This is a genomic window from Xylanibacillus composti (genome assembly GCF_018403685.1).
Taxonomy (GTDB): domain Bacteria; phylum Bacillota; class Bacilli; order Paenibacillales; family K13; genus Xylanibacillus; species Xylanibacillus composti.
In genome coordinates this window covers 15,900-37,713 of record NZ_BOVK01000001.1, presented here as the reverse complement: position 1 = coordinate 37,713, position 21,814 = coordinate 15,900, and the positions used below count along the sequence as shown (strand labels likewise).

Below are 21,814 nucleotides of genomic sequence, written 5' to 3'. Positions count from 1 at the left end.
GAACCTTTCTACGACCGGCCGCTCAAGTATTTCTACTTTATGCAAAGATCAGATCGCGTTATAATAGAGAGCAGTGGTAATGGAGATTAATTGCTGAAAGTGAGTGGAGCAGTATGGGTCGCAAATGGAACAATATTAAGGAAAAGAAAGCGTCGAAAGACGCCAATACAAGCCGTATCTACGCCAAATTCGGGCGCGAGATCTATGTGGCTGCCAAACAAGGAGAACCGGATCCCGAATCTAATCAGACGCTGAAATTTGTTCTGGAACGCGCCAAAACCTACAATGTGCCGAAGGCCATTATTGACCGGGCCATTGAGAAAGCCAAGGGCGGTTCTGACGAGAACTACGATGAGCTTCGTTACGAAGGATTTGGACCGAATGGCGCGATGGTCATCGTGGACGCACTGTCCAACAACGTAAATCGGACAGCGGCCGAGGTGCGTTCCGCATTCAACAAAAACGGCGGAAGCATGGGTGTCAATGGCTCCGTTGCGTATATGTTCGACGAAACGGCTGTCATCGGCCTGGAAGGCAAGACGGAGGAAGAAGTGCTAGAGATTTTGCTCGAAGCAGATGTAGATGCCCGCGATGTCATCCAAGAGGATGAGACGATTATCGTATATGCCGAACCCGATCAATTCCACGCCGTACAGCAAGCGTTCCAAGCACATGGCATCTCAGAATTCGCTGTTGCGGAAATATCGATGCTTGCACAGAATGACGTAACGCTGGACGCAGATGCGCAAGCGCAGTTCGAGAAAATGATCGATGCGATAGAAGACCTGGAAGACGTGCAGCAAGTATACCATAACGTCGACTTAGGGAAATAAATTGGCAATAGTCAGCCCTAAAAAAAGCCCAAGCTTCTAAGTGAAGCCGGGGCTTTTCGTATTTAGGGGAATGGCTGCATGCTGGTCGTATGAAATGCCGTTGAGAGGACTCGAACCTCCGACCTACGCATTACGAGTGCGTTGCTCTACCAGCTGAGCTACAACGGCCCGTTGTGTACCGCAGCAAGCAAAAATAATTTTATCACACCTTCACAATTTTTCAACCCTGAAATTGTGCGCTTTAGTTGGATGTCTGTTGTAAAAAAAAACGCAGCATCGGGAGTAGAAAACATTGCCGAAAAGCCATACTATACCTGTTCAGGAAACTCCGGTTCCTCCAATATATGCTCATTCCCGTTTTGGGTGAGGGTTGCAGACAGAGCTATGCAAAGGAGAAGATTTGCACCTATGCAAACGAAACAAAGAATACCGCATGATGAAAGCCTCGACAATATCCTTGCATTGGCACAGGAAGGCTATACGTTCATCCAAGATCGGGTGAAGCGCTATAACTCGAATTTATTTGAGGCAAGATTGCTGGGACAACAGGTTATCTGTATGAGCGGAAAAGAGGCTGCGGAACTATTTTACGATGAATCGCGGTTCCAACGGAAGGGAGCTGCGCCCAAGCGGGTGCAAAAGACACTGCTCGGTGAACATGCCATTCAAACGATGGACGGGGAGGCTCATCGCCATCGCAAGCTGATGTTTCTGACGTTGATGACACCTGCCCATCAGGAAAAGCTGGGGCGGCTTGTTACAGAGATGTGGGAGGACACGATAAGCCGTTGGGAGGGACTCGAACAGGTTGTGCTTTTTGACGAGGCCAAGGAATTGCTGTGCAGGGCAGCCTGCCGCTGGGCTGGTGTACCGCTCGAAGAATCCGAAGTGAAGGAGCGCGCGGAGGACTTCTATTCGATGGTGGATGCATTCGGTGCGGCGGGGCCTCGCCACTGGAAGGGAAGACGAGCCAGAAGCAGGACAGAGGACTGGATCCGGGCGCTGATCGAGGATGTCAGAAGCGGAAATCGTCAAGCGGAAGGGGGAAGCGCGCTTCTGCAGATTGCGTTTCACACCGAACTGGATGGCAGGCAGCTTGAACCGCAAATGGCCGCGATCGAGCTCATCAACGTGCTTCGTCCCATCGTGGCCATCGCGAACTTCATTACCTACACAGCAGTGGCGCTTCATGAACATCCGCAGCATGGTGCAGCACTTCGTTCAGCGAGCGGCAAAGAGCTCGAAATGTTTGTGCAGGAAGTGCGCAGGTATTACCCGTTCGCGCCGTTCCTTGGAGCACGCGTTCGACATGATTTCACATGGCGCAATTGCGAATTCAAGCAAGGCACGCTAGTGCTTCTGGATGTGTATGGGACAAACCGGGATGCGTCCTTATGGGAGGAACCTGAATCATTCAACCCGGAACGCTTTCGCAACTGGTCTGGCAGCTTGTTTGCGTTCATCCCCCAAGGAGGGGGAGAGCCGGAACGCACGCACCGTTGCCCGGGAGAAGGAATTACAGTGGAAGTGATGAAGGCAACGCTCGTTTTTTTGGCAGATCATATTCGGTATGAGGTCCCGGATCAGGATATGAGCTATCGCTTGGACCGATTGCCAGCCAAACCGGAGAGCGGTTTTGTGATGAGCCGGATCCGGCGCAAGTAAAGCATGGTTTCATGAGATTGAGCCAGGGCTGTACGGCGCATAGTATGTTGCGACCGGTACAGCCTTGGCGCGTTTCAGTAAGCAGCTGAATCTGTGACTGGTAGAGTTACAGCCGCAAGTATGGTATAATAAACGCGCTTTCCTGATAGATTCAGGAAATTGGGCTAGCATAGAATCACAGTTTACTTCTTGGAAGAAGGAGCGTTTTCAAAATGGTAAATGTTAAGGGCAGATGGGCGCTGATTACCGGCGCGAGCAGAGGTGTCGGATACCAGACGGCCATTTTTATGGCCAAGCAAGGCTGCAATTTGATCTTGCACAGCAGAAATCTCGAACATTGCATAAAAGTTGAGGATGAGGTCAAGGCGCTTGGCGTGGAAGCGTTCAGCGTTCAAGCCGAGCTGGCCAATCACGAAGAGGTAGCGGCCATGCTGGATGAGATAGAAGCGAAGAATATCCCGGTGGATATTGTATTCAACAACGCAGCTGTGCAAATTGCCTACCGCACAGATTACTGGCAAACGCCTGTTGAAGACTTTGAGCTCAGCTTCCGCATTAATTTTATTTCTATCGTGACCATTTGCAATCGACTGATTCCGAAGATGATCGAGCGCGGGTTTGGCCGCGTGATCAATACGACAAGCGGCATCAAGAACGAGCCTGAGCAAGCCGGATATGCAGCCAGCAAGGCCGCTTTGGACAAATTCACCAAGGATTTGGCCTCCAGGCTGGAAGGAACAGACGTGATGATTAACCTGACAGACCCAGGCTGGTGCAGAACGGACCTTGGCGGACCCAAAGCGCCGAATTCGGTCGAAAGTGTGATTCCAGGCATTGCTGTCGGCGCATTCGTCGACGACAAGAAAAGCGGTCGATATTTGGGCGCACAGTCTTTTGTCGGTATGACATTGGAAGAAGCTGTCGCCAAGGCGGAAGCTATGGAAGCCACGCCATATACCATATAAGCCAGGCTTGAACTGTCCATCCGTATATTTTTCGGATGGGCTTTATTTTTTGACATGGAATGGGCGTATAGAGCGCTATGCTGCGGATAAGAACGGCAGGGCGGGGGTATCCTTAAAAGCAAGGATCGTACAGGAACATCCCATGAATCCCAACAGGAGGTACGCCGCTTTGAGTCGACTAACGGACATCATCGAAAACCATCGCAATCTCGACGAGCTTGTCGCCATCTTGAAGCATTATGGCCTAAATGCCGAGTATATCGCAGCCTTGATGATTGAACAGCTGGAGCATCAGCTGGAGGAGGGCGAGGATACAGATGAAGAAGCAAGCCAAGAGTTTGAGGAATCAGGCGATGAAGAAAAACAAGACGAAGATGGCAGCCAACAGCTGCTTGATGATTTGAAGCAATACTATGCGAGGTTTTGAATCGACGCAACTTCCTCATTCACATCAACCGGGCGATTGTCCCGGTTTTTTTTATGTCTTACAGTGTCCGATGACAAAAATGTCACACAGCGAACCCGGTCATTTACTATAATGAAGAAGTATTTGCAACTGTACTTGTAAAGCGGATTATGCATGTTTGGGGTGAAAGCATGGATCGCATATTAGTCGTAGAAGACGACAAAACCATTGCCATGGGCATCGCCTATTCCTTGAAGCAAGAGGGATTCGAAACCCGGATTTGTCATACCGTTCATGAAGCGAGCGCTTGCCTGGAGGAGAACTTTGATTTGTTTCTCCTGGATGTCGCATTGCCGGATGGCGACGGGTTCGAGTTGTGTCGGCTCATACGCAAGAAAGGCGAGAAGCCGGTGATTTTCTTGACAGCTCGGGACGATGAGGTGAACATCGTGATGGGACTGGACATGGGCGCGGACGATTATGTGGCCAAGCCCTTTCGTGTTCGCGAGCTGATTTCCCGCATCAAGAGTGTGCTTCGCCGTTATCAGAATCATCAAGGGAAGAGTGCGGAAATTACTTTGGGCCCATTGACTATATACACCACAGAAGCGAGGGTGACCAAGGGAGGCGAGGAAATCATTCTGACGACCTTGGAGTACAAGCTGCTGTTGACTTTGGCAGGCCATCAAGGTCAGGTGCTGAGCCGCAACCAGATGTTGGAGGGAATATGGGATGTGGCCGGCGACTTCGTGAATGATAATACGTTGACCGTCTATATTAAGCGGCTGCGCGAAAAGATCGAGGACGATCCGCAGAATCCGAAGCTGATTAAAACCGTTCGGGGAATGGGGTACAAAGCCGACGGAGATCGAAAGGAAGATACGCATGCCGATTCACAATCCTGAATTCAAGCGGCTTGCTCTTGTTCTGACAAGCGTGTGTATCGGCATTGTTGCGTTAACTGCCTGCACATCGCTGCTAAGCAGCCATGCGCTGCGTCAAGCGATTGTCATCCAGCAGGCTGCAATTGTAGGCGCAGCGATGGAGCATGCTCCGGCAGCCGAACAAAGCATCGTGCGGCAACTGCAGGCAGTCGACCCGCAAATTGTGGAAAAAGGGCAAGCGGTACTGGCTGCTTACGGATTAGAGCAAGGGGAGCTTGCCGCCGAAACCGGTTTTGCGGGCAGCAGTTTCCGTTTGTATTTCTTGCAAGCAGCTTCGCTTGCTTTACTGTCATTTACGGGCATGGCCCTTATCTTCTTCCACTTTCTGCGCAAACATTACAGGCGCCTTCATGAACTGAGCCTGTACGCGGAGAAAATCGCCAACGGCGATGAGTCACTTGATATTCGCGACAATGAGGAAGGGCAGCTGAGCATCTTGAAGAATGGGATATACAAGATGACCACAATTCTGCGGGAACAGAAGGATGCCCTCCAGCAGGACAAGCTGCATCTGGCTGATTCTATCGCGGATATATCGCATCAGTTGAAAACACCGATGACGTCATTGTCTGTAATGACTGATTTGCTGGAGGACGAGCAGCAGGAAGAGATCCGATCTGAATTTCTGGCAAGGATGCGGGCGCAGCTCAAAAGAATGGAATGGCTGGTTACATCCCTGCTCAAGCTTTCCAAGCTGGATGCCGGTACGGTAACGATGAAGCGTGAGCGCTATGATCTCCGCGCGCTCGTCGATCACGTGCTCGAATCGTTAAGCATCCCGCTTGATATCCAAATGATCGAAGCAACGGTAGAAGGGGATTCTACGGTCTTCGTTACAGGCGATCAGAACTGGACGCGCGAAGCGCTGCAAAACGTGATCAAGAACGGCATTGAGCATACTCCTGAGCAAGGGAAGCTTTGGATCTCCGTCACAGACAACCCGCTCTATGCCAGAGTAACGGTTACAGACAGCGGACAAGGCATCGCCAAGGAGGATCTGCCTTATGTTTTTCAGCGATTTTACCGCGGAGCGAACGCCGGCGACGACAGCGTCGGCATAGGACTTGCGATGGCGCACGCGATCGTCAAGAAGCAAGGCGGAGATATTATAGCGCAGAACGAGGAAGGCAAGGGCGCAACCTTCCTGCTGACGTTCTACAAAAGTCCAAGGTGACAAAATTGTCATCGTCCCGGTCACGGAGATGTCATCTTGCCCTACTAAACTAAAGTTATCTACAGAACAGAAGGAGTGGAACGATTGTGGAGATTTTAAGAGTAGAGCATCTGACCAAAGTATACGGGAAAGGTGACACCCAGGTTAGGGCACTGGACGATGTGTCATTCAGCGTGAACAAGGGCGAGTTCGTCGCTATCGTGGGTTCCTCCGGCTCAGGCAAGTCAACCTTGCTTCATATTTTGGGCGGAGTGGACCGGCCGTCCGGCGGAAAGGTGTGGATAGACAATACGGACGTCTATCAGCTTGATGAGACGCAGCTCGCCATTTTCCGGCGCCGGCAAATCGGACTCATCTACCAGTTTTACAACCTGATTCCGATTCTGAACATCGAGGAGAATATTACTTTGCCGCTGCTGCTGGACAACCGCAAGGTAGAGCAGGCCCGGCTTCGCGAGATTGTCGAAACGCTGCATCTGGAAGGTCGTACCGGCCATCTGCCGAATCAGCTTTCCGGCGGGCAGCAGCAGCGTGTTTCGATTGGCCGTGCATTGATCAATCACCCGGCACTGGTGCTGGCCGACGAGCCAACTGGCAATTTGGACAGCAAAAACTCGCGGGACATTCTGGACTTGCTGAAGCTTTCCAATAAGCAGTTCAATCAGACATTGATCATGATTACGCATGATCCGCATATAGCCCTGCAGGCTGATCGAGTTATCACGTTGGAAGATGGAGTTATCGTCAAGGATGAGGTGATCCGCTCATGAAGCTGCTGCGACAATTAACGCTGCGCAACCTGAAGCAAAACCGCAGCCGCACCCTCGTTACGCTGGTGGGCATCATTTTATCGGCAGCCATGATCTGCGGAGTCGCTACGTTGTTTGCAAGCTTTCAAGATCTGCTCATCCGCCATACCCAACAAGCCAATGGGCATTTTCATGTCAAATTCCCGGGGGTGTCTGCTGACAAGGTCGCCTATATTACGGATCATGCCGAAACGAAAATCGCGATGCGGACCATGGAGCTTGGCTTCGCCCTATGGCCAGACTCCAAGCAAATCAACAAGCCCTACTTGGCAATCAGCGCTTTTGACAAGTCTGCGCTGGAGCATCTTCCGGTTCAACTGAAGGAAGGCCGCTTGCCCGAAACTGGTCATGAATTGGTCATTTCTGAAGAGCTGCAAAACAATACCGAAGGAGAACTCCGCGTTGGAGATACTTTAAACCTGGCAATCGGTACTCGTACAGATCACGGTTTCACGCTCAGCAATCACAACGCCTGGTCAGAGACAGAAGTTTTCGATGCCCAGCAGATGAGCACATACACGGTCACGGGCATTATGAAGAGACCCGGGTTCGAGGATTGGCATGCACCGGGCTACAGTGCGGTTGCTTATTTAGATGAGGCTATTCTGGCTGATGCAGAGCAGCTGGACATTTATGTTCAGACCCGCCATCCGAAGCAGATCTTTCAGACCGCGCCCAAGATAGCCGAACAAATTGGCACAGAGACGTTCGAGTACCATACAGAATTGTTAAGATGGATGGGGTTATCCAAGAACGACAGGGTCAACATGCTGTTCCTGACGACCGGACTCATCATCATTCTGTTGATCGTCGTCGGCTCGATAACGGTCATTTACAATGCCTTCGCGATCTCGGTCAGTGAGCGGAAGAAGCAGTTCGGGATGCTCGCCAGTGTGGGCGCTACGAACAGACAAATTCGCAACATGGTATTTTTTGAGGGGCTGTTTCTCGGGCTTATTGCCATACCGATCGGGATATTGTCAGGCATAGGCGGCATTGCGGTGACGCTTTATAGCATCAATCAGCTTATGGACGGGAACTTCTTCAACCTTGGTTTAGGATTGCGTGTCGCAGTCCCGCCGTCAACGATACTGATTACCGTGTTTTTCGTCGCCATAACGATATTCCTGTCCGCCTATATTCCAGCCAAGCGGGCTTCGCGCATATCGCCGGTGGAAGCAATCCGCCTTCAAACCGATATTCAGATCACAGGCAAAAAATTAAAAACGTCCAAGCTGACGCGGCGTTTGTTCGGTATGGAAGGGGAGCTGGCACTCAAAAATTTGAGACGCAACCACCGACGGTATCGGGCAACAGTCTTCTCGTTGTTTATCAGCATTGTGCTGTTCGTCTCCTTCTCCTCATTCATAAACTATGCGTTCGAGGGCAGCGACTTGTATTACGCTGATCTCAGCTACGATCTTTACGTCGAGAAGAGTGAAGCGCCGCTCCCCGATGTGCTTGACTTCTACGAACAGCTGGCTGCTCAGGAAGAAGTAGGGCAGCATGCAATCGTACGGTCACTTTACATGAACGTAGACGGGTTGGAGCTGGCAGATTTAGGTCCATATTTGCGCAAGCTGCTCAGTGCGTCTTCTTCGGACAGTGAGCAGGAATGGTATAAGGACGTGATGAAGGACGGCCAAGGAAACTATCGGCTGCAGGCACAGGTTTCCACGATCAAGAATGAGATGTTCGCTACGTATGTAGAGAAGCTCGGCTTGCAGCTGGATGCGTTTACCGATGTCAACGAACCGCGAGGCATCTTAATCAACATGAACAAAACAGATGTAGGTGCGTTCGCGGCATACAGCCCGCTTGCAATGGAAGCCGGCGACCATCTGATTCTGAAGGAATATGCCTATGATGAGCAAACGGAGTCCTTGCATTTTCCGATTGAAATCGGAAGTATGACCGAAGAGCTTCCATTCGGGTTGGCGTATACGAATGTAACGGGCTTTCATCTCGTAGTCAGCGACCAGATATTCGACCTGATTGTTTCGAAAGGCAATGAATATACGCAAGCGGAAGGAAATCGCGCCCAGTTTCTGGTGGGACTTAAGGATAAGGCTGCTCATAAGGTATTCGAAGATCGCATCGAGGCTATCGATGCCGCCCATCCTTCCTCCGGTCCGACCTACATCTGGAATCTGACGCGCAGCAAGGAGGAAACGCAGCAGACGAAAACCGTCATTTCTATTTTCCTATATGGATTTATAAGTCTGATCACGCTTATTGGCGTTACCAACATTCTCAATACGATTCATACGAATATAGCTCTTCGCCGGAGAGAGTTCGCCATGCTGAAATCGGTTGGTCTCACGCCGGCGGGCTTCAACCGCATGATCCGCTACGAGAGTGTATTTTATGGGACCAAAGCGCTGCTCTACGGCTTGCCGGTCAGCATTGTTGTCAGCTGGTTGCTGCATCGTTCTTTCGGCAACACCTTTGACTTTGCTTTTCGCCTTCCGTGGCAGGAGATTGGCATTTGCATTGTCAGCGTATTTGTGCTCGTGTTCTTCACGATGACGAATGCCAGCCGCAAGCTGAAACGGGAGAACATTATTGATGCATTGAAGATGGACAGCTGAATTGTCTAATTCTAGCGAACAGCGATGAATCTTCTTTCGGAAAATGCCGTATACCCAATAGGCGAATTTCAACCGCAAGAGAGTGTGTCCCAAGGGGACGTTCGCGCCTGGATAGGAGAAATCCAGTCAACCCCCGTTAATACGAGAAACCTGCTGGAAGGATTGCCGCAAGCCAGGCTGGATAAGCGGATTCGAGACAACGCCTGGTCGATCAGGCAGCTAGTCCATCATTTGGCTGATGCAGCGATGAACAGCTACATCCATTTCAAGCTCGCTCTAAGCGAAGACAATCCGACGATTAAGCCCTATGATGAAGAAGCCTGGAATATGCAAGCCGATGAAGGCAGCCGCGACATGGCGGATTCGCTTCTGCTGCTGCAAGCGATCTGTAACAGGTGGACCGTACTCATGCGGAGCATGACCGCCGAGCAATTTGAACGCACGTTTGTGCACCCTGTTGCGGGAGAACGAAACCTGGCCCATTACCTGGATTTTTGCATTTGGCATATTCGCCACCATACAGCGCAGATCGAGGCATCACTTCACACCTGACACAGGACGGGCACTTGCGAGCTTGAAACGAAGCGTGTGCGATGATACATTTATTTTGATAGATTTGGTTTGGCGCATAAAATGAAAAGAGACTGGAGATATGCATCATGTATCCGAATTTGGAAGCGTGTGTAGCGGATTTGGAAAAGCACGGCCACTTGGTGCGCATCCGGGAAGAGGTGGATCCGTATCTGGAGATGGCGGCTATCCACTTGAAGGTTCACGAGGCGGGAGGGCCTGCCCTGTTATTCGAGCGCGTGAAGGGGACGAGCTTTCGCGCCGTCTCTAATCTGTTCGGGACAGTAGAGCGAAGCAAATTCATCTTCCGACAGACGTGGGATGCCACGCAAAATGTGATTGCGCTGCGCAACGATCCGATGGCCGCACTGAAGCAGCCGTTCAAGCATTTGGGTGTTGGTTTATCGGCATCGAAGGCGCTGCCGAAGAAAATGCCGGACGGGTTGCCCGGCGACATGAGGGAAATTCGGCTTTCCGAACTTCCGCACATTCACCACTGGCCGATGGACGGGGGCGCCTTTATAACGTTGCCGCAAGTGTATTCAGAGGATTTGGACAAGCCCGGCATCATGAATGCGAACCTGGGCATGTACCGCGTTCAGCTGAGCGGGAATGACTATGTGCATGGGCAAGAAGTCGGCCTGCATTATCAAATTCATCGCAGCATCGGCATTCACCAAACAAAGGCCACGCAGCGCGGCGAGCCGTTAAAGGTGAGTATCTTTGTAGGAGGACCGCCGTCCCATACATTGTCCGCTGTCATGCCGCTGCCTGAAGGCTTAAGTGAGTTGACCTTCGCGGGGCTGCTGGCCGGACGACGATTCCGCTACAGCTATCATGAAGGGTATTGCATCAGCCATGATGCAGACTTTGTCATTACTGGAGATATTTATCCTCATGATACGAAGCCCGAGGGGCCATTCGGTGACCATCTGGGCTATTACAGCCTGATACACCCGTTTCCGGTTATGCAAGTGCGGCATGTGTTCGCCAGAACGAATGCAATTTGGCCATTCACGGTCGTCGGCAGGCCTCCCCAGGAGGATACTGCTTTCGGAGATCTTATTCATGAGCTTACCGGAGATGCAATCAAGCAGGAGATTCCGGGAGTCAAGGAAGTTCATGCCGTGGATGCGGCAGGCGTGCACCCGCTTCTGCTGGCAATTGGCAGCGAGAGATACACACCTTATCAACAGGTGAAGCAGCCTGCGGAGCTGCTGACAATAGCGAACCGTATTCTGGGCACCAACCAATTAAGTCTGGCCAAATATGTTTTCATTACAGCCGAAGAGGACCGGCCGCTCGATACTCATCAGGAAGAGGACTTTTTCACTTATATCCTGGCACGCATCGACTTGCGCAGAGACATTCACTTTTATACGAATACGACAATTGACACGCTCGATTATTCCGGAACAGGCTTGAACCAAGGGAGCAAGGTGGTATTTGCCGCATATGGCGATGTCAAGCGAGAATTGTGCCGGGAAGTGCCGGAGCAGTTGAAGGACTTGCGGGGGATAGCACAGGCACGGCTTGTCATGCCGGGTGTTGTCGCCGTCCAGGGTCCGGCCTTCTCAAGCTACGAGCAGGCTGAGCGGGAGATTGGAGAATGGGCGCAGGCCATTCAAGCACGCGGCCCATTGGCGGATTGCCCGTTGCTCATTATTTGCGATGACAGCTCATTCGTTAGCGCATCCTTGAGCAATTTCATGTGGGTTACGTTCACTCGAAGCAATCCTTCCCATGATATTTACGGGACCAACAGTCGATATGAAAACAAGCATTGGAGCTGTGACAACGTCATAATTGACGCCCGCAGCAAACCGCATCATGCACCGCCGCTCATTCCAGACCCGGATGTAGAGAAAAGAATGGAGCGTTTGTTCGCAAAAGGTGGAAGTTTAAGTGGTATAAAGCTGTAATTTTCTGTTCATAGGGAGCTGTCATCCCATAATACCATAGGGAGGACAGCTCTTTTCATGAAATCATCATGGCGAAGAGCATGCTCATCGATTGTGTTAAAGCGCTATCGGGATAGGAGGAGCTCGTGATTGATTTCGGAAGACAGAGAATTATGTATAAAAAAAGGAAATGTCTTGAATTTGTCGAAATAATTGAATCATGTTTGTGAAATGATGAGAAGGGAGGGCCATGACTTCTTCTGCAGAAGCGAAATCAAGTATACCATAACGTAATTATGTAAACTCTTTTGTGATTTTGTGAACATGAAAGGATAGGAGACAGATACACGTGAACAAGTGGTTCAAACTAACCGTGGCAGTGATGGTGGCCATGCTATGCTTCCCTTTTGTATTGCCATCAGGCGCGAGCGCTCCTTCGTGCGGTCCGTGGTGCAAACAATATGATGTTGTTGTCATCGGCAGTGAGGTGGAGGGCATATTGTTGGCCAAAGCAGCGCAAGATGAAGGCCTGCAAGTGTTGGTCCTTGATCCGCGGGAGGCACCCGGCGGCCAGCTCATTCAAGGGGAGATGCTTGTACTGGACGAGCCGAGAGACAAAAGCAAGAACAGCCTCGTTCAGGGAGAAATCAAGCGGTTGTATGATGGGTATAATAATCGCAAAATCCGAAAGCTTCAATCATTTCAGAAGTATTATGCCGGTTTGACCAAGCAGCTGCCCATGCGGAACGGCATTCGAATTGAGTCAGTTGAAACAACCGTTCGCAACGGATATGAATCGATTCAATCGCTTACTTATACTGCGAGGGATGGCCATGCTTACAAGGTTCAAGCAAAGTATTGGGTGGAAAATACCGATTTCAACGCGCTGACCTCCCATTTGAAGGTGAAGCGCATACCGGGAGTGGAAACGGTATTCAAGAGCAAGTCGCCCGATTATATGGCCGCCACGATGATCCTGAAATTCAAGAACGTGAATTGGGGACAGCTGCATGACGCTGTTCTGAAGGACTACCCGTTGACGAATGTGGCCAAGAAGTACGGGCCCAACACATATGTAGACTGGAACTTCGGCACAGGATTCAGCAATATTACGGCCCATTATAAGCCGCAGGACGAGCAACTCATGCTTCGCGGGCTCAATACCACATATCAACAGAATGGCGAGGTCGTCATGAATGCGCTGCTCATCTTCGACGTCGATCCCTCCGACCCGGAATCGGTTCGGTCCGCCATGGACAAAGCCATGAAGGAAGCGCCGCATGTGCTGGCTTTCCTTCGCAAGCATATTCCCGGTTATAGCAAGGCTGAATTGAATGGATTTCCCGAATATCTGTACATTCGTGAATTCAATCGCTTCGAAACGGACTACGTTATCAACTACAAAGATGTGATGAGCGGGAGGATGCATTGGGACAACGTGAGCATCGGCGGCTATCCGGTGGACCTGCAAGGAACAAAGTCCAGTCCGTACGGAATCACGTTAGGCAAGCCAGATCGTTACGGCATTCCGCTTCGCTCCTTTCTCTTGAAAGAATATGACAATGTGCTGACTGCAGGCAAAAATGTTGGAGCTACCGCACAAGCTTACGGCAGTGTCCGCATTATGCCGAATACTGCACTTGCGGGCCAAACTATTGGCATTATTCTCGGCAGGGAACGGGACAAGCCTCTTCGATCTCTTTCGGCTACTGACTTTGAACGGATACACGAATATTTAAAAAGGGACTATAAAATCAAAATTCGCGGATAATTATTCATGCAAGCATTGCCAATAGTCAAATAGTTTGGTATGCTACGTTTATATAAGCTAGTTCATCGATACCGCAAACCTGTCGAAAGGCAGCGACGCAAAGCTACAGGGCCTTCCTTACGATGTAAGATGGCAGCCAGTTGCCGAAATGCACTGCTTTTTTCTTTTTTATTGCATTTCAGTTGCTGGGCTGGGAAGGTGAGTATGAGAACGAAGATTTTATCCGGAGTGCTGGTTGCTGCAGGCATCTTGCTGTTAGCCTATCCCCACTTGTCTGCGTGGTATTACGACAGGCAGCAGCAGCAGCTTGTCAACCGCTGGCAGGAAGCGTTTGCCACGGTCCAACTTCCGGTTCAATCGGAAGCGGAGCAGCATCCGGCTGCTGACTATGCGGAAGACCTTCTGGAAGAAGGCGAATCCAACGATGCGCCGTATCCTGAGCGCAAGGCCGTGCAACTGGGCTTGGATATGGAGGGAATGCTTTATATCGACAAGATTGATCTAGAGCTGCCTATCTTGACAGGCGCAACAGAGCAGAACCTGAAAACAACAGCAGCCAGCATCGCTGACACAGGGAAGCCGGGGGAAGTTGGCAATTATGCCATTGCCGGTCATCGCAACCATGCTTATGGCCGCAACTTTAATCGCTTGGACGAGCTGGCTGAAGGCGATGCCATTGAAGTCGATACAGGCAATCAGGTTTTTCGCTATGAAGTCACGGAAAAACTGTATGTGGAACCGCACGAAGTATGGGTATTGGAACCGGAAGGGACCAAGCAGGAAATTACACTCGTTACCTGTCACCCCATTGACACAGGAACACATCGATTAATCGTGAAGGGGATTTTGATAGAAACCTAATCCTTCGCATAATGAAACACTGCAACTCTCAATACGATAAAGGCAAATCTAATGAAAATTAGAGACGCAAAGCTATAGGGCCTTCCTTACAAATGTAAGATGGCAGCCAGTTTCCGAAAGGAGAGTAAGAAGATGAAGACATGGAAATGGGTATTGTATGGCGTATTGATTTGTGCATTGTTGGCACCAACTAGCGTATTGGCAGCAGAGCCCGCACCGGTCATCCTGTTTGAAGAGGATGCAGGAGGCGTTGTACAGGTAAATTTGCCGCCGACAGCGGATCTGGCCAAAATCAAGATTCGTATTAGCAAGGGGGAGCAGCAGTACACGTATGATGCCGGGTCATACAATATTTTTCCGCTGCAGATGGGCGATGGGAACTATTCCATCATGCTGCTGGAGCAAGTGACGGGAAACAAATATAGGCTGCTTAAGGGTCAGCAGGTTACATATAAAGCGCAGACTCCTGAGGAAGTGTATCAGCAGTCGATTCAAAACATCCAATGGGATGAATCGATGGACGTGATCGAGAAAGCTGCGGCACTGACGGAGAAGCTGGAGACGGATGAGGAGAAAATCAAAGCTATTTATCAATATGTAGTGAGCAATATTACCTACGATTATGAGAAGGCCAAAAGTGTAAAAAGCGGCTATATTCCGTCTGTGGAGCAAACTTATGAGTCAAAGTCAGGTATTTGTTACGACTATGCCGCAATATTTGCTGCCATGTTGAGAAGCGTAGATATTCCGACCAAGCTGGTTATGGGCCATAGAAGCGATATTTCGGAATATCACGCTTGGAATGAGGTTTATCTGAAAGAAAAAGATGAATGGAGGACAATCGATACGACGTATGACGCTGCGTTTATCGGCAAGCAAGTCCAGTCGTCGATGTACCAGAATTCCGATTTGTACACTTCCGAGAGAGCATACTGATTTAAGCTGTTAGGTCAAGAAATCTATAATGAGGGTGCAGGCATAACCCTTTTCCTTCAAGAAGGAACTGTTCCAAGCCGACGTTGGCTTGATTCAGTTCCTTTTTTTTTTTGGGGACATGTATAGAAATTGTTGAGATTGACCTTGCACAATAATGTTATCCACCAGGATTGGGTGGATTCGGAAGGAGCACTTCGAATTGTCAAAGGAGGGGAAACCATGTATCCATTAGGGCGTAGTCCATGCTCAAGTTAGTACATTTTTTTTCAAAAGATTTCGAACGGAGGGATTGCAAGACTTGCATTGGTGGAAAAAGACGAGCGCATTTGTCCTTGCTCTGGTATTCGCCATACAAACATGGGCAGGAGCAGGATTGGGCCCGGTATACGCAGCGGCGACTGAAATTTCAGAAAACATACTATCCAATCTGAAAGTGACGATTACGGATCGTAATCAATCAGTAACGTACGCCGTATATGGGGATCCCGGTGAAGCAGAGTTGGATGTAGATTGGGAACAAAATGCTACTGTCAGGCTGGATTACGATTGGGCGCTGCCTAATGGTCACGGCTATTCGGATGGCGCGACCTTCACCTTTCAATTGCCAGAGCAGTTCGAGCTGTTTTCAGGCAGCCTGTCATTTCCGCTGAATTCGGTGAGAGGTCCTGTAGGCACATTTACAGTTGACCACAGAACGAATAAAGCTGTGATGACGTTCAACGAACAGATCGAAAAACTTAGCGATATACAGGGCTCACTCTGGTTTGAGGCAGGCTTCAACAAGGAATCGTTCAAGAATGAAATCACCCAAAGGATTGAATTCGAGGTGAAGGAGAAGCAATTCCTTGCGTTCACAATCCGATTTAAGCCGGACATCAAAAGTCCAATAACTAAGAATGGAATTCCGAGGAACGGCTCCTTCAACGCCAAAAGCATCGACTGGACCGTTGATGTCAATAAGGTTACTGAGTCTGTTTACGGGGCAGTGCTGACGGACAAGATTCCCGAAGGGCTTACTTTGGATTTGGATTCGATTGAAGTCTATGAGCTTAATGTGAAGCTGAACGGCGATGTTGAACCGGTACTGCCCGCAGTGGATCCTGCCTTATATAGCGTGACAGATGCAGGCGGCGAGCTGATCGTAGAGCTGGGCGATACGAATAAGGCATATCGGATCGCTTATTCAACCGATATTGTGGATTTAGAGAAGACGTCCTTCAAGAACGAGGCAACCTTCACGCATCTTGGCGATATCGAGGGGGTAACTGACACTGCAGAGGTTACCATAGATCGGGGTGTCCGCCTAGACAAGCGTTCTACCAGCTACGAAAGGGCAACCCAAACGATCACTTGGGAAATCGAGTACAACTATGACGAAGTGAGTCTGGATGCGCCCGTGCTGGTTGATTTGTTCGATAATTCCCAACAATTGCTTTCAGATTCGCTTGAAGTATTTCAAGTAACGCTGGACGGGAACGGCAGAGTGACAGCTGAAAGAAAATTGGCCGGCGCGGATTATGAACTGGAGGAGATTGCACCAGGGTCCATTGATCCAGACGACGACAGACGAGGATTCCGCTTAAAATTCAACGGAACGATCAACTCGGCTCATAAGATCGTCTATCAAACGGTTGCCAATGCTCCTGTCAAGCAGGATGCGATCATCGAAAACACTGTGACTGAAGATGTGTATGGTGGTGCCATAGGAATCGGGGAACGCGACATTCGCCCTCTTGTGATCGAGAAGTCATGCGGACCAATCGATTATGAGAAGAAGACTGTACATTGGTCAATTCATCTGCACGGGAAAATAAATAACCTGCCTGCAGGCGTGGTGCTTACGGATAAGCCTGGCGAAAACTTAGCATTCATCCGCGATACACTGGAAATCAAGGATAAGGATGGAAACCCGGTTCCTTCGTCAGAGTACAATGTTGCATATGGCACAGATTATGCGGAACCTTTCACCATCACATTTAATGAAGAGATATCGAATAAATACACAGTGACTTATGCTACTTATTATACCGATCTATATGGTGGCATTGACGTCTTCAGAAATGTGGCGAGTCTCGAATGGCCAGGGCACACGGATTATGCAAGCAGATACAAGTCCGTTACCAGCGACAATTGCAGTATTCACCTTAACGTACAAAACAATGGCTTTAAAAAGGGTGAGTATTCCGTAAATGATCGCGAGATTACTTGGGAGATCGGGCTCAATTACAACAGCAAGGTGATTGACAACGCAGTAATTGTGGACGAAATGCTGCAAGGTCAGAAGCTGGATCTCAATTCGATCGAGCTTGCGCCGATGACTGTACTTGCGGATGGCACGTACACCGTTGGTCCGCCGATTGCGATTCCGGCAGAGGATAATCTCAGCACGCCGGAAAAAATCGAAATACGGCTGGGAGACATATCAACTCCGTACTATCTGACATTCCGAACATCTTATGAACGGGCGTTAATTAATGATGAGTATATTCGCAATACAGCCCGGATATTGTCAGGAACTGATCAGGTAGGAAAAAATCTGTCCGGATCGGTTAGAGTTCCTTTTGGCGGGGAATATGTATCCAAGTCAGGCGTACAGGAAGGTCCAAATATGAAGTGGGTCATTCACATCAACCGCGGATTGTCTTATGTAGAGGACGCGCAGATTGTGGACCGACCTTCTGCCAATCAATTGCTGATGGAGGACTCGTTCGTTCTGTACAGTACATTAGTTGGTTCTGATGGCTCTGTCTCCAAGGGAGCGACGATTCCGAATGATGGCAGCGTATACGATCTTAAGGTGATTACGGATTCTGATGCGGGAACGCAAACGTTCAAGCTTGAATTTGCCGCCCCCATCGATACTGCATTTATTCTCGAATACGAATCGCTGATTGACGCCGCTCATGGGGAAAAAGTCGGGAACGAGGTAGAGTTTGCAGGGAAAAATGTTGAAGAGGTCACGAAGATAGATTCAGAAGAAATAACGGTGACCTTCTCTGCAGGCGGCGGAACAGGCAGCGGCATCAACCGCAAACTGACCTTGCACAAAGTCGATGAGGATACCGGACTCTCGCTGCAAGGTGCTACCTTTATGCTGGAACGCAAAAACAACGCCGGCACATGGGTTGAGCTTGCGCGAGAAACCACCCGTTTCGACGGGAAAATCGTATTTGAGAATCTGTTGTCCGGCGAGTATAGGCTGACTGAGCTTTCTGCGCCTTCCGGTTATGTACCGATGGAAGAACCTGTGACCTTTGTTGTGTTGCTCACAGATGAGGACATGGAGCGGCAACTGACTAATAAGAAAGTGCCGACAGATCCAACAGATCCGACGGATCCAACAGATCCAACTGACCCAACAGATCCGACAGATCCAACAGATCCTACAGATCCAACGGATCCGACAGATCCAACAGATCCTACAGATCCAACGGATCCGACAGATCCGACAGATCCGACAGATCCAACAGATCCTACAGATCCAACAGATCCTACAGATCCGACAGATCCAACGGACCCAACAGATCCAACAGATCCAACGGACCCAACAGATCCGACAGATCCAACGGATCCAGATGATCGTCCGTCTAGACCTCGCAGTCCTTCCACCCCAGGAGATTCCCCTGATGAGGAAGAACCGACTGTAGAGGAAGAAGAAAAAGAGGAATCTGAAGATCCGACAGATCCGACAGATCCGAGAAAACCCGAGGATTCTCCTGTAACAGAAGAGGAGCCTACTGTTCCTGGAGAACGGGCACCGCGTACGGTAGCCACGGTAACCACCGAAGACACACCGGTGGGTGGGCGCTTGGAAGTGCCGGAGAACAGCACGCTTCACATTTGCCAGCAGCCTGCCAATGGGCAGGTAACGGTGCAGCCGGACGGCCAATGGGTCTATACCCCTAACGCCGGGTTTGTTGGCAAAGATCACTTCTGCATCAGTGTAATCGATGAAAACAACAATGAAGAAGAGTTCTTCTTCGAAGTTGACGTCGAGGAAGTGCCGCTTGGCGCTCCGACCCCAACTGACAACGCGGTCGACAGCACACAATCGGACGGTATGCTGCCTAAGACAGGCGAATCGAATTACACCCTGCACTATTTGCTCGGTTGCATTATGATCGCCGCAGGTCTTGTGTTAGGCTTGCGGAGAATGAAGCGTACGCACTAGCACTGCTTTCTTGTTGCAGCCCCCAGCAGCTATTTCCGCTGGAGGGCTGTTTTTTTTCATAAGAAATTCTCGGTTACACTTTCGTCCGCGCCTTCGCAATGATTGATATAATAACAGTGGTTGGTTATATAGACAGAATCGTTCAATCAAATTGAAAAAAGGTGGTTGCACAAATGGAATATGTACAGCTCGGCAAATCGGATATGAAGGTGTCTCGAATCACATTTGGCGCTATGGAGCTCGGCGGAGGCAACGCCTTTGCAAGCGGCGCTCATCGGTGGGAATTGAAACCGGACGAAGAGAACATGAAACTGCTCCGAACAGCGTTTGAACAAGGTGTCAATTCGTTCGATACCGCGGAAATTTATGGAGCCGGCCATTCAGAATGGGTCGTCGGCAAAGCATTGAAGGATATTCGTAAAGATTGCATCATCGCCACGAAAGTCAGCCCGCATCATCTGCGCCCGAACGACATCCGGATGGCCTTATCGCAAAGTATGTTTCGGCTGGATACCGATTATATTGACCTGTACTACATTCATGCGCCGAGCAAAGACATCCCGATTGCTGAAACAATGGATGAGCTGAACAAGCTTAAGAAAGAGGGCATTATCCGAGCGATCGGCGTTTCAAATTTCAGCTTGGAGCAATTGAAGGAAGCGATGGCCTACGGACAAATCGACGCGATCCAGCCAGAGTACAACCTGCTGCAGCGGAAGATTGAACAGGATTTAATGGGCTTCTGTCGTGAGAACAGCGTAAGCATCATGAGCTACAACTCCATAGCGAAGGGAATCCTGACAGGCGTATTCCACCATGGCAAACAAGTGAATGACTTTAGGAAAGAACGCCCGCTGTTCCAACCGGAAAGCCTGCAAATCACAAGAGAGCTGATTGATGCCATGCAGGTAATCGCTGACGCGAAAGGCGCTGCACTGGCACAGATCGCCATTCATTGGCTGTTCCATCAGCCAGGCTTTACCTCTGCCATTATCGGCACACAAAACGAGAAGCATTTCCTGGATAATGTCAAGGCTGTTGAGATCCAGCTTTCCCAAGATGAAGTGACGCAATTGGATTTAATAAGCAAAAAAGTACTCGAGAAGCTAGGCTAAACCGATATCAGCGTGTATGAGGTCCATGTTTGCGGCTCTTGCAAGCCCAGCCGTGGACTTTTATACTTTAGCTAAATCACGAAAAGGAGTCTGCATAGCATGGAATACGTCTATTTGGGAAGAAGCGGACTGCAGGTGTCGCGTTTGTGCCTGGGCACTATGACTTATGGAGCTTGGGATATGGATGAACAGAGCTCCTTGGCAATCATCGACAAGGTATTAGATGCTGGCATCAACTTTCTCGACACGGCCGATACGTACGGGAAGGGAACGAGTGAGCAAATCATCGGGAAGGCTATCAAGGGCCGCAGAGACAAGGTTATTGTCGCTACGAAATTCAAAGTACGCACTGCAGAAGGTCCGAATGGCGAAGGGGCAAGCCGTTACCGAATTATGAGACAGGTCGAGGCCAGCCTTCGGCGGCTCGGCACCGATTACATAGACTTGTATCAAGTGCACCGTCCGGACCCATATACGCCTTTGGATGAGACACTGCGAGCTTTGGATGACCTTGTAACGCAGGGCAAAGTCCGCTATATTGGCTGCTCAAACTTTGAAGCTTGGCGCATCGTGGAATCCTTATGGATAAGCGAAAAGATGAATCTAGAGCGCTTTGTGACAAATCAGCCTGGATATCATTTGTTCAACCGTTACATTGAGCAGGAAATTCTGCCTGCTTGCGAACGGCACGGTTTGGCAACCTTGGCGTATTCCCCGATGGCCGGAGGGTGGTTGTCCGGCAAATATCGCAAGGGTCAGCCGCTGCCGGACAACTCCAGGGGCGAACGCATGAACCCCGACTCACCGGAAAATCAGGCGAAATTCGACATCGTCGAAAAGCTGGCTGAGATCGCAAACCAAAAGCAGATTAAGCTTGGTCAGCTGGCGCTGGCTTGGTTGCTCCGCAGGAAGGATGTTATTCCCGTCATCGGGGTTCGCCACGAACAACAGCTTCAGGACAACCTGGCTGCTGTCGAGGTTAAGCTGACGGAAGAGGACTTGCAGCAAATCGATGCTATCTGTCCAAGTCCATACCAGGATTTCTCACAAGACGGCAGCTTCTGGTTCAATGAGCCGCGCGCCTACCGGTTCAAATAAAAGA

General features: G+C 50.0%; 16 protein-coding genes, 1 tRNA gene and 2 riboswitches. Of the genes, 16 read left to right on the top strand and 1 reads right to left on the bottom strand.

Annotated elements, in window-relative coordinates:
* The first annotated feature begins 113 nt into the window (after positions 1-113).
* Positions 114-833, top strand: coding sequence for a YebC/PmpR family DNA-binding transcriptional regulator (locus tag XYCOK13_RS00130; RefSeq protein ID WP_213409811.1), 720 nt, complete (start codon positions 114-116; stop codon positions 831-833).
* Between the two features lie 95 nt (positions 834-928).
* On the opposite strand, the gene XYCOK13_RS00125 is transcribed toward XYCOK13_RS00130, so the two are convergent.
* A tRNA-Thr gene (locus XYCOK13_RS00125) sits at positions 929-1,001 on the bottom strand.
* Positions 1,002-1,241: 240 nt separating this feature from the next.
* Here XYCOK13_RS00125 and cypC point away from each other — a divergent pair.
* The 15 genes from cypC to XYCOK13_RS00050 all read left to right on the top strand — a co-directional run bounded on the left by cypC (position 1,242) and on the right by XYCOK13_RS00050 (position 21,810).
* The gene (gene cypC / locus XYCOK13_RS00120; protein WP_213409810.1) at positions 1,242-2,498 is read left to right on the top strand and encodes a CYP152 family fatty-acid peroxygenase CypC; all 1,257 of its coding nucleotides are present in this window, start codon (positions 1,242-1,244) and stop codon (positions 2,496-2,498) included.
* A gap of 212 nt (positions 2,499-2,710) precedes the next feature.
* Positions 2,711-3,463, top strand: a complete 753-nt coding sequence (locus XYCOK13_RS00115) for an SDR family NAD(P)-dependent oxidoreductase (RefSeq protein ID WP_213409809.1) — start codon at positions 2,711-2,713, stop codon at positions 3,461-3,463.
* Positions 3,464-3,632: 169 nt separating this feature from the next.
* Positions 3,633-3,890, top strand: coding sequence for a hypothetical protein (locus XYCOK13_RS00110; protein ID WP_213409808.1), 258 nt, complete (start codon positions 3,633-3,635; stop codon positions 3,888-3,890).
* A 170-nt stretch (positions 3,891-4,060) separates the two neighbouring features.
* Positions 4,061-4,774, top strand: a complete 714-nt coding sequence (locus XYCOK13_RS00105; protein ID WP_213409807.1) for a response regulator transcription factor — start codon at positions 4,061-4,063, stop codon at positions 4,772-4,774.
* A complete protein-coding gene (locus XYCOK13_RS00100) occupies positions 4,755-5,987 on the top strand; it encodes a sensor histidine kinase (RefSeq protein ID WP_213409806.1) in 1,233 nt (410 codons plus the stop codon). The genes XYCOK13_RS00105 and XYCOK13_RS00100 overlap by 20 nt, the downstream gene beginning before the upstream one ends.
* Positions 5,988-6,073: 86 nt before the next feature.
* The gene (locus tag XYCOK13_RS00095) at positions 6,074-6,757 is read left to right on the top strand and encodes an ABC transporter ATP-binding protein (protein ID WP_213409805.1); all 684 of its coding nucleotides are present in this window, start codon (positions 6,074-6,076) and stop codon (positions 6,755-6,757) included.
* On the top strand, positions 6,754-9,387 hold the full coding sequence (locus tag XYCOK13_RS00090) for an ABC transporter permease (protein ID WP_213409804.1): 2,634 nt from the start codon (positions 6,754-6,756) through the stop codon (positions 9,385-9,387). Before XYCOK13_RS00095 ends, XYCOK13_RS00090 begins: the two co-directional genes overlap by 4 nt.
* 24 nt (positions 9,388-9,411) lie before the next feature.
* Complete coding sequence (locus tag XYCOK13_RS00085; RefSeq protein ID WP_213409803.1) at positions 9,412-9,939, top strand: YfiT family bacillithiol transferase; 528 nt, start codon at positions 9,412-9,414, stop codon at positions 9,937-9,939.
* A gap of 107 nt (positions 9,940-10,046) precedes the next feature.
* Positions 10,047-11,879 carry a UbiD family decarboxylase gene (locus tag XYCOK13_RS00080; protein ID WP_213409802.1) on the top strand — a complete coding sequence of 611 codons (1,833 nt, stop codon included), beginning with the start codon at positions 10,047-10,049 and terminating at the stop codon, positions 11,877-11,879.
* A 328-nt stretch (positions 11,880-12,207) separates the two neighbouring features.
* Positions 12,208-13,629 carry an FAD-dependent oxidoreductase gene (locus tag XYCOK13_RS00075; protein ID WP_244864913.1) on the top strand — a complete coding sequence of 474 codons (1,422 nt, stop codon included), beginning with the start codon at positions 12,208-12,210 and terminating at the stop codon, positions 13,627-13,629.
* Positions 13,630-13,691: 62 nt separating this feature from the next.
* Positions 13,692-13,777: riboswitch (cyclic di-GMP riboswitch) on the top strand.
* A 56-nt stretch (positions 13,778-13,833) separates the two neighbouring features.
* Positions 13,834-14,490 carry a class D sortase gene (locus XYCOK13_RS00070; RefSeq protein WP_213409801.1) on the top strand — a complete coding sequence of 219 codons (657 nt, stop codon included), beginning with the start codon at positions 13,834-13,836 and terminating at the stop codon, positions 14,488-14,490.
* A gap of 31 nt (positions 14,491-14,521) precedes the next feature.
* Positions 14,522-14,608, top strand: a riboswitch (cyclic di-GMP riboswitch).
* Between the two features lie 14 nt (positions 14,609-14,622).
* The gene (locus XYCOK13_RS00065; protein WP_213409800.1) at positions 14,623-15,426 is read left to right on the top strand and encodes a transglutaminase-like domain-containing protein; all 804 of its coding nucleotides are present in this window, start codon (positions 14,623-14,625) and stop codon (positions 15,424-15,426) included.
* Between the two features lie 298 nt (positions 15,427-15,724).
* A complete protein-coding gene (locus XYCOK13_RS00060) occupies positions 15,725-19,597 on the top strand; it encodes a collagen binding domain-containing protein (protein ID WP_213409799.1) in 3,873 nt (1,290 codons plus the stop codon).
* 173 nt (positions 19,598-19,770) lie between these two features.
* Entirely contained in the window at positions 19,771-20,712 is a 942-nt protein-coding gene (locus XYCOK13_RS00055) for an aldo/keto reductase (protein ID WP_213409798.1), read from the top strand.
* Positions 20,713-20,811: 99 nt separating this feature from the next.
* Positions 20,812-21,810, top strand: coding sequence for an aldo/keto reductase (locus tag XYCOK13_RS00050; RefSeq protein WP_213409797.1), 999 nt, complete (start codon positions 20,812-20,814; stop codon positions 21,808-21,810).
* Positions 21,811-21,814 lie beyond the last annotated feature (4 nt).

Excerpts from the sequence above, each read along its gene's own strand:
- XYCOK13_RS00085 (WP_213409803.1), top strand. The coding sequence starts at position 9,412 with ATGAATCTTCTTTCGGAAAATGCCGTATACCCAATAGGCGAATTTCAA.
- XYCOK13_RS00115 (WP_213409809.1), top strand. The coding sequence starts at position 2,711 with ATGGTAAATGTTAAGGGCAGATGGGCGCTGATTACCGGCGCGAGCAGA.
- XYCOK13_RS00055 (WP_213409798.1), top strand. The coding sequence starts at position 19,771 with ATGGAATATGTACAGCTCGGCAAATCGGATATGAAGGTGTCTCGAATC.
- XYCOK13_RS00100 (WP_213409806.1), top strand. The coding sequence starts at position 4,755 with ATGCCGATTCACAATCCTGAATTCAAGCGGCTTGCTCTTGTTCTGACA.
- XYCOK13_RS00065 (WP_213409800.1), top strand. The coding sequence starts at position 14,623 with ATGAAGACATGGAAATGGGTATTGTATGGCGTATTGATTTGTGCATTG.
- cypC (WP_213409810.1), top strand. The coding sequence starts at position 1,242 with ATGCAAACGAAACAAAGAATACCGCATGATGAAAGCCTCGACAATATC.
- XYCOK13_RS00080 (WP_213409802.1), top strand. The coding sequence starts at position 10,047 with ATGTATCCGAATTTGGAAGCGTGTGTAGCGGATTTGGAAAAGCACGGC.
- XYCOK13_RS00130 (WP_213409811.1), top strand. The coding sequence starts at position 114 with ATGGGTCGCAAATGGAACAATATTAAGGAAAAGAAAGCGTCGAAAGAC.
- XYCOK13_RS00050 (WP_213409797.1), top strand. The coding sequence starts at position 20,812 with ATGGAATACGTCTATTTGGGAAGAAGCGGACTGCAGGTGTCGCGTTTG.
- XYCOK13_RS00105 (WP_213409807.1), top strand. The coding sequence starts at position 4,061 with ATGGATCGCATATTAGTCGTAGAAGACGACAAAACCATTGCCATGGGC.
- XYCOK13_RS00090 (WP_213409804.1), top strand. The coding sequence starts at position 6,754 with ATGAAGCTGCTGCGACAATTAACGCTGCGCAACCTGAAGCAAAACCGC.
- XYCOK13_RS00070 (WP_213409801.1), top strand. The coding sequence starts at position 13,834 with ATGAGAACGAAGATTTTATCCGGAGTGCTGGTTGCTGCAGGCATCTTG.